The sequence below is a fragment of the Streptomyces phytophilus genome, assembly GCF_013870535.1.
In the GTDB taxonomy this organism is placed as follows: Bacteria; Actinomycetota; Actinomycetes; order Streptomycetales; family Streptomycetaceae; genus Streptomyces; species Streptomyces phytophilus.
Genome location: NZ_JACBXC010001379.1, coordinates 1 through 1,527, shown reverse-complemented (window position 1 = coordinate 1,527; position 1,527 = coordinate 1). Strand labels below are relative to the sequence as shown.

At 73.0% G+C, this 1,527-nt stretch carries 1 protein-coding gene; it reads left to right on the top strand.

Annotated elements, in window-relative coordinates:
- The first annotated feature begins 237 nt into the window (after positions 1-237).
- Entirely contained in the window at positions 238-1,155 is a 918-nt protein-coding gene (locus tag H5J30_RS32545) for a L,D-transpeptidase family protein (protein ID WP_309505699.1), read from the top strand.
- Positions 1,156-1,527: the final 372 nt, after the last annotated feature.

The window sequence follows — 1,527 nt, the reverse complement described above, 5'->3', positions numbered from 1 at the left end:
CCGCTTGAGTCCCTTGCCGACGGCGTTCATGCGCACAACCAACCCTCCTGACGGCGGCCAACGGCCGGCCGGGCGGGGCGCCCGGCCGGCGGGCCATTCCAGGGGATCGGGGCAAACGCAAGGTGTCCGGGAGGCAACAGTGCGCTACGGGGTTCCGGGGGGCCGCGGCGTCGGAGAGAATTGTTCGATGTCTTGCGGGAGGGAACCGGGGGGGTGGGCGAATTGCGTCCAGCACATGTGACCGTCTACAGGAAACTCCGTTCGCTGCGCGTGGCCGTCGCGCTCGCGGCCGCCTCCGCGGCGCTCGCGGCGGGTTGCTCCGCCTCCGCGGACGCGGCCGGCGGCGGGGGCGGTTCGGCGCCGCCGTCGAGCACGGCGCCGGCGAAGTCCGAGAAGCCAGAGAAGCCCGCGGAGCCCTCGGCCACGCCGTCCGCGGAGAAGCCGGAGAAGAAGCCGGCGGAGAAGCCCGCGGCCGAGGCGTCGGCGTCCGGAACGCCCACCGCGGAGCCGACGCCGGAGGGCCCCGAGGTCCTGATGGCCGTGGGCGACGAGAGCGAGCGGGTACGGGAGCTGCAGGCCCGGCTGCGCGCGGAGGGCGTCTTCGACCGGAGCCCCACCGCCTACTACGGACCGGTCACCGCCGACGCCGTCTCGGCGTTCCAGGAGGACCGCGGCCTGCCGCGCACCGGCGAGACCGACGTCGTCACGTGGGAGCGGCTGAAGGCCCGTACGGACGAGCCCACGCGCGACGAGCTGTACCCGCCGACGTCGCAGGCCATGGAGAAGCCCGACCCGCGGTGCACCGAGGGCCGGGTGCTGTGCGTGAGCAAGCGCAGCGACACCCTGCGGTGGATGAAGGACGGCGAGGTGCTGGCGGCGATGGACGTGCGCTTCGGGTCGCAGTACACGCCGACCCGCGAGGGCGTGTTCGAGGTCTTCCTCAAGAGCCGGCACCACGTCTCGACGCTGTACGACACCCCCATGCCCTACGCGATGTTCTTCAGCGGCGGCCAGGCCGTGCACTACTCCGCGGACTTCGCCGCCAACGGCTACGCCGGCGCCTCGCACGGCTGCGTGAACGTGCGCGACGAGGCGAAGATCGCGAAGCTCTTCGGGGAGGTCCGCGTCGGCGACAAGGTGGTCGTCTACGGCTGAGCGCGCGGTGCCGTACGGCGTCCGCGGTGCCGTACGCGCCGTACGCAGGGGCTGAGCTGTGGCTGTGACACTTTCTCCGCCGACGACGCTGTAAGTGATGTGCCGACTGGTCATCGGCCCAGCGCTCGGCCGGGGTTCCCCCCGTACCTGCGGCTCAGCGCATATGGCGCGGGCGGGTTGCGTTCCCCCAGCACCGCCCGCGCCACCCCCTCCTCCGCCGGCCGCCTTCCGGAGCCCGTACGCCAGGTGTCGTACCGCAGCGTGCGTACGCCGCCTCTCAGGCGCCCAGGCCCAGCCTCAACTGCTCCTCCGAGCCCTCCGGGTTCTCCGCGTCCGGCGCACCCACGGCAGCACCGGACACGGCGGCAGCAC